Origin of the sequence: Zunongwangia atlantica 22II14-10F7 (assembly GCF_002094855.1) — a bacterium.
In the GTDB taxonomy this organism is placed as follows: Bacteria; Bacteroidota; Bacteroidia; order Flavobacteriales; family Flavobacteriaceae; genus Zunongwangia; species Zunongwangia atlantica.
In genome coordinates this window covers 1-6,709 of record NZ_ARYN01000037.1, presented here as the reverse complement: position 1 = coordinate 6,709, position 6,709 = coordinate 1, and the positions used below count along the sequence as shown (strand labels likewise).

Annotated in this window: 4 protein-coding genes; 1 reads left to right on the top strand and 3 read right to left on the bottom strand. The window is 30.5% G+C overall.

From position 1 onward, the window contains the following. Nucleotides 1-425: 425 nt before the first annotated feature. Nucleotides 426-983, bottom strand: a complete 558-nt coding sequence (locus tag IIF7_RS20140) for a hypothetical protein (RefSeq protein ID WP_245801688.1) — start codon at nucleotides 981-983, stop codon at nucleotides 426-428. A gap of 1,891 nt (nucleotides 984-2,874) precedes the next feature. Here IIF7_RS20140 and IIF7_RS20130 point away from each other — a divergent pair. After that, nucleotides 2,875-4,341, top strand: coding sequence for a potassium/proton antiporter (locus tag IIF7_RS20130; RefSeq protein WP_084843485.1), 1,467 nt, complete (start codon nucleotides 2,875-2,877; stop codon nucleotides 4,339-4,341). Between the two features lie 39 nt (nucleotides 4,342-4,380). Here IIF7_RS20130 and IIF7_RS20125 read toward each other — a convergent pair whose 3' ends face one another. Both IIF7_RS20125 and IIF7_RS20120 read right to left on the bottom strand, forming a co-directional pair. Further along, nucleotides 4,381-4,635 carry a twin-arginine translocase TatA/TatE family subunit gene (locus IIF7_RS20125; RefSeq protein WP_084843484.1) on the bottom strand — a complete coding sequence of 85 codons (255 nt, stop codon included), beginning with the start codon at nucleotides 4,633-4,635 and terminating at the stop codon, nucleotides 4,381-4,383. A gap of 46 nt (nucleotides 4,636-4,681) precedes the next feature. After that, complete coding sequence (locus IIF7_RS20120; protein WP_084843483.1) at nucleotides 4,682-5,140, bottom strand: hypothetical protein; 459 nt, start codon at nucleotides 5,138-5,140, stop codon at nucleotides 4,682-4,684. Between the last annotated feature and the right edge of the window lie 1,569 nt (nucleotides 5,141-6,709).

Genomic DNA, 6,709 nt, shown 5'->3' with positions numbered 1-6,709 from the left:
ATTATCTCATGGCCCAAGAGCATATTTCCAAAAACAATCCTCCTACATCTTATCCTACTTTTACTATTTCTAGAATATGTAAATCTTTTGGGGAAATAGGCTTATCTATATAGACTTTATCGAAAGACGGATGCAAGTTTAAACATAGGTTTACTTTTCTTAATTGAGTTGAGAGAGGAAATGCTATGGTCAACTTACTCGTTGTCGCATTTGAATATTAATTGATCTTGATTAGGTAGTGCTTACAAATTATGCTCTTTGACGGAGCGGACAGATTTCGGACAAAGACAATTATTGCATTTTTTATTTTTACTATTAATCTTTGTTCTTAGGACTTCTTCTAATACATTTCAACTCGATCACAATAATTCCTAAAATGGATTATGCAACTAAACCTAGGTTAATATAGCTATGACTTAAAATATTTAGGTTCTTCTGTGATGAGAATAAGGAAACCCGAAAGTTTTAAAATGAATAAAAAGACCGACAATAACAAGTATCAATCCGGCAATATTGGTGACAGTAGTAAAGAACCCCAAAAATAATACAAGCATTCCGGATAGTAACATTTTTTCGGAATAATGAACAAGTTCCATCGCTGCCAAACTATTGATTTCCCGGGAATATTTATAAAGCTCTCGGTCAATTTGTAATTGAGCAATAATAATCCATATGATGGATACTTTTAAAAGCATTAGCCCTAATTCGTTAATTAAGGGATGATCAAAATAATCAAGAGGTAAAAAAATAAAACTGAAATCTGGAAGTAGTGAATAAATTATGGTCATAAGTATAAATATGGAAAATATAATCCAGTAATATCCTCCGACGCGTTTTAATCGTTTATAATTAATTAATTTTTCAAGAGTTGGTTTAGTATCGACAACAGGGATTAGTTGTCTGAAACTTTTCCAGAATAAAATAACCCAACTGGCAATAAGCATTAAAGCAGGTAATATCATACGTATATTAGGAGATTCCATGATCTATTAGATATAATTAGGTAATAAAAATGAATAATGATAAAAAAGCATGGAAAATATTACCAAAAGCCATGAAAAGGTAACAAATATAATAAGTGCTTAAACCTGTAAAGGCTATGATGAATTTTAATTTTATAATAAAAGGGGAGATACAATTGAAAGTTAGGTAGATGTACTGCAGGGGCATATTTTAAACCTGTGAAAAATTCTTTAACATCACGTTTAGCTCGAAAAGTAATCTTATAGCGATGTACAAATTTGTCTTGATCTTGCGATGGAGTACATGTATAAGTTTTTGAAAGCATATCCCTTTCAATGATGAGGGAATTAGCAGAGCTTTTTAGATGGCTACAGGATACCAGCAAAAAAAAGAGAAATAAAAAGCGGAGTCGATCTAGTAATGCTGCTTTCATTTGGTAAAACTACATAAATAGGCAAGGTTCCCAAAGATTTTAAGCTAAAATTAAGGTTTTGGCACGCTTAAGTTTATATCATCAATTTAAAAATATAATCCCCTAATAATTTTGAAATTGCAAGACTTATATTGGAAGGGAAGCCTTTTGTTGAATTTAGCATTGATATAGAACCAAAAACGCGGTGAGTAAAAAATGTGCGTATAATGATTATAGAGATTGATACTCCGTTGACTGAACTTGTAATAACTATGGTTACTGTCTTTATAATATCTGTGATATTGCTATAAGTCCAAGTATTTTTAGTATAATCCTCATTAAATCTATTGGCTTAATAAAGGCACCATAAAATTTAAATCCGAGTTTAACCTATATATTGATCTTAATCGTTGGAACTTCATTATTCCTCAAGTTAATAGTTCTTGGAAATAAAAAAAATGTATTGAAGAGATTGGCAATCTGGTTAGTATCGTATTGTTTTTCATCTATTTGTTTGGAGAAAAAAGCATAGTGTATTCTAGGGAAGGGCCGTGGATAACTATCTGTATTTTAATTTTTTTTCGATTTTTTAAACTCATCAATAGAATTTATAAGGATCTATAGCCGAAGTTTTTTATACAAGCTATATGGATATGAATACTTATTTTTTAACGAATGTTTTATGGACTTATGATTGATTGTATAGAACAGGATCTAAGCTATTACTTCTTATTTTATTCTTAAAGGCAGTATTCGATTTAAGATCAATCAATATTTTAAACGTTATTTTCTTTGTTAAAATTTTAATTTCACAGTTTTAAATATGTGATATAAAGATTTTAATTTATTGAAGATTGGGTATAAAAATGGCTGATAGCTAAAATAGCGATGATATTTTGGATATATATTGGGTTGGTTATTTTCATTATAGTACAGTTTCTAATCTAAGTGGTAATATTTCTTATAGTCTACAAACATGGACTTTAAATGATTACAAACTTCTTTAGATTAATTTGTGATAGAATTACTTATATTTGAATCCATGAAAATTACCGCACCTTACATCTTGTTGTTATTTTTAATGGCAATTTTTTTTAGACAAGAAACTAAAGCGGATTCTTTTCGAAAACAAAGTTACTCTTCCTTCGCTTCAAAAAAAGAACAGATGGTTTGCAAGCAAACTCATGCCTTGCACTTAGTAGAGACTATACAATTAAAAAAATTACAGGAAACTCATAAGAGAGATAGATTTCAAGATCTTTCGGGATTCAAATCATTTCCACTTATCGTTGTTTCCAATAGTTATTCTAACAAACATTTCCAATATTTATTACGTAATAAACGTAAATTTCTTTATAATTTAATCTTTCCCTATCACCTTTTCTGGTAAGCATTTAATCATATTTAATGCAATACACCAATAGAAATAACAAAAAAATTTAAGCTAAGATTGATAACTTAGCTATCTATTTTTAATCCATTTTATAATAATTTATTAAATGTATATAACCATAGAGAATATTCTCTTTATCGGTTCAATCCTTCTCTTTATAAGTATATTAGTTGGTAAAACTTCCTATAAGTTTGGGGTGCCTACCTTAATACTTTTCCTCTCCGTTGGCATGCTTGCCGGAAAGGAAGGATTTGGAGGGATCGAATTTGATAATTTAAAAATAGCTCAATTCACCGGAATAGTTGCGCTCAATTTCATCCTTTTCTCAGGAGGACTTGATACAAATTGGAAATCGATTCGGCCAATACTGGGACAAGGAGTAGTCCTTTCTACCATGGGAGTTCTTTTAACTTGTATTTTAACAGGTACTATTGTATGGTGGTTAACGGATTTTAATATATACGAAGGATTACTTCTTGGTGCTATAGTATCTTCGACTGATGCTGCAGCCGTTTTTTCCATTTTAAGATCTAAAAATCTTGCCCTTAAAAATCATTTACGTCCTGTTTTGGAATTAGAAAGTGGTAGTAATGATCCCATGGCGTATTTTTTAACAGTTGCTTTACTAGGACTTGTGCAAAATCCTGCATCTTCCATTGCTAGTATATTTCCGATTTTTTTACAACAGATAATTTTGGGAGGGCTCCTGGGCTTAGGCTTCGGTTATTTATGCAAACTAATTATCAATAAGATTAAGCTGGATTTCGATGGCTTATATCCTGTTCTTGCAATAGCCTTGATGTTTATTACATTCTCAGCTACCGATAGTTTGGGAGGAAATGGTTTTCTAGCGGTATACTTATGTGGAGTTTATTTGGGAAATCATAAAATCATTCATAAGCAAACCGTCGTAAATATGTTCGATGGATTGGCATGGCTCATGCAAATAGTAATGTTTCTTACTTTAGGATTATTGGTTACCCCATCGGAGATCATACCAGTAGTAGGTATAGGGATCATTATTTCTGTTTTTTTAATTTTTATTGCTAGGCCTTTGAGTGTATTTATCAGTCTTTCATTTTTTAAAATGAAGATGAGAAGAAGATTATACATTTCGTGGGTGGGGCTCCGGGGAGCCGTGCCCATAGTTTTTGCAACTTATCCATTATTGGCAGGTATAGAAAAAGCACAAGTAATTTTTAATATTGTATTTTTTGTTTCTCTTAGCTCGGTTCTTTTGCAAGGTACTACCTTAGGCTTAGTTGCCGATTGGCTTAAAGTTTCATTACCGGAAGTGGCTAAAAAGAGATCTTCAGTAGAAAAATTTTTATCCGAAGACTCCAAGTCTTTAATGCGTGAAATTGAAGTACCATTCAATCATTCTATTACCGGTAAACAAATTGTGGAATTGGAATTTCCTGCCGAGGCCATTATAGCGATGATTATTAGGGATGGTAAGTTTATAACTCCCACGGGTAGCACTATAATTGATGGAGGAGATACGTTAGTCGTTTTGGCTGAAAAGGAAGCTGTATTGACTACGATTGCATCCAATTTTGAAAAACTTACATAATTAAAGATAATATATCGATGAAGTAAATAGAAGTTAAACTTAGAGGTTGTTGAATTTATCTTTAATTCTAGAGACTTCTTTTTTTAGATCATCAAAGACTTTTGAATTCAATCCAGATTTTTCAGATTGATTATAAATTTCATTTTTGATATCCTGTGAAGTATTTTTTATAGATTTATAAACCTTATTTAGATTCTTGATAATCCCAGGTGCTTTATCAGCTCCGAATATCAAAATCGTTACGAATACGGTAAATGCTATTTCGGCACCACTTATAAAATATATAGTTTTCATTGGAAGAGATAAACCCCCGCATCATAAAAAGATGCGAGGGATTTTTTTAATGTACTACAAGACGTTTGCGCCATTGTTCAGCGATGTATAGATCGGTTTCTGGATCTATGCAATTTTCATCTGATTCTAAATAAAATATAATTTTATGTTCTGCCTCTTCTATGTTTTTTGGTAAAAAGCATAAACTGATTTGCTCTATATGTCTTTTAGGATCTTCAGTGTACAAGACAGATAGCCGTACATCCGCAATCTGATCAAGATCTATATAATTAATCCTTATGTTATCATTGGTGAAAAATAGACTAGTTCTCTTAGAGTCAACACCTAAAACTAGAATTGGTAACACTTCTAATTCATTGACATTTTTGCCTCTCGTCTTTGCAAAGTTTATCAAGGTTTCTTTCTTTTTCTTTTCTTTTCTTTTTTGTGTAGTTATAGCAAAAGCTATAGGGCCTATAAATAAAATTAATAAGGCCACACCTATAAGGGTATTCCAAACATCCATTTTTTTGTAAATTTTAATTAAAACTATTTTTATCAATCAACAGTTTTACTTACCAAAAAGAATGAAAAATATAACATGTCATTTTTAAAAACGACCGGTAATCAAATAAACCATAGTAACTTAATAAGAAGGGTATATTAACTGTAAAACCATTCTGATAAGTGAATTTTAGGAATCTTTGGAGCCACGGATATATTTTATATATGATCTCCGAAGATATCTGTGCATCTGTTTTTAGTGCAAATATCCTACTGTTAAGATATTTTTGATAAACCCAGGGACTTCTATAGGTTTTATTAGAATTTATCCTATAGGACTCAATGTTCCCTAAATTCTTAACCTGATAGTAATATCCCAATAATATAAAGGGAAATATTAACAATAAACATTTTGCACCATCAAACGATTTTGTTTTCGCTTTCAAGGCAATCGTATTTTTAATTTAAAAAAACTATATGAGGATACCTTGAAAAAGCTATAAGTGGTAGTGGAAAGGAAAAATTAAATAGAGGAAAAAATCAATAGAATTCGATATCTCAATATTACAAAGGATTGTATTATTAGTGAGTACAAGTGATCTATTAATTAATGCGGAATATGAATTAATTCCGTAAGATAAATATGAAGTTTTAAAGAGAGAATGGGTAGGAGAAGATACAGGGGCAATTCCTATATTCGATAATGTAGCGCAAAGATTATAGTTCCTATTGTTATCTAAACTCTTAGCGTCTAAGGAAGTTAGATAACTTTCTATTTTGGAATTTTCAGTATTTACATTTTTAGCATTTATACTAAAAATGCCTATGAATATAAATACAAATATTCCAAAAATATTCCCTTTCATGAAATCAAAAGTACGTTATATTATTTTAATTACTTATATAAATTTTTTGAGTATTTCATCAATAATCTAATTCGGATTAATATCATTTCAGGAAAAAGTGAATACTGATGTAAGTAAAAAGCTGGTTGTTGATGGCAAAATATCAGAATGTGGAAGTTGAATAGATTGTATTTAATATATAATATTTCATACTGATACAAGCTAATATATTTTTTTGTTTATGATGGTTATACATGATTTAGGAATTTAGAATTTTTTAATTTCTTGAGAGATCAATTTCTTGGTGAAATAGGGGTAGCCATAAGCTGATTTCTTATACATTTTCTTTGCTACTTTTTTAGTGCAAACTGTCTGATTGGCGTTTTTTTCTGAATTCGTAAATAACTCTTTTTTGATTATCAACAACTGCTTCCTCTTGTAGCCTTTTATTTGATGCGAATTGTTGAAATATATGATCATTTGATATCAGCATTTATATTATCCACAGATTTAATTACAGCCCTTTTTTGACTACTTGTTTTTGCTAGCTTAAGATCAGGTTAACAGATGCTTAAATAGCTATTAGAGTGAAATCTTAAAAAGAAATGATTACCCCTAATAGCCTTCTTACAAGCCTCTGGATATACCGGAAAACTTAACGTATAACCATTCTTAAAATCAAGTACTATGAAAAAACTTGTATCTATTGGAACTCTAGTCCTAAGCCTTTTTTTTAGTCTTAGCGC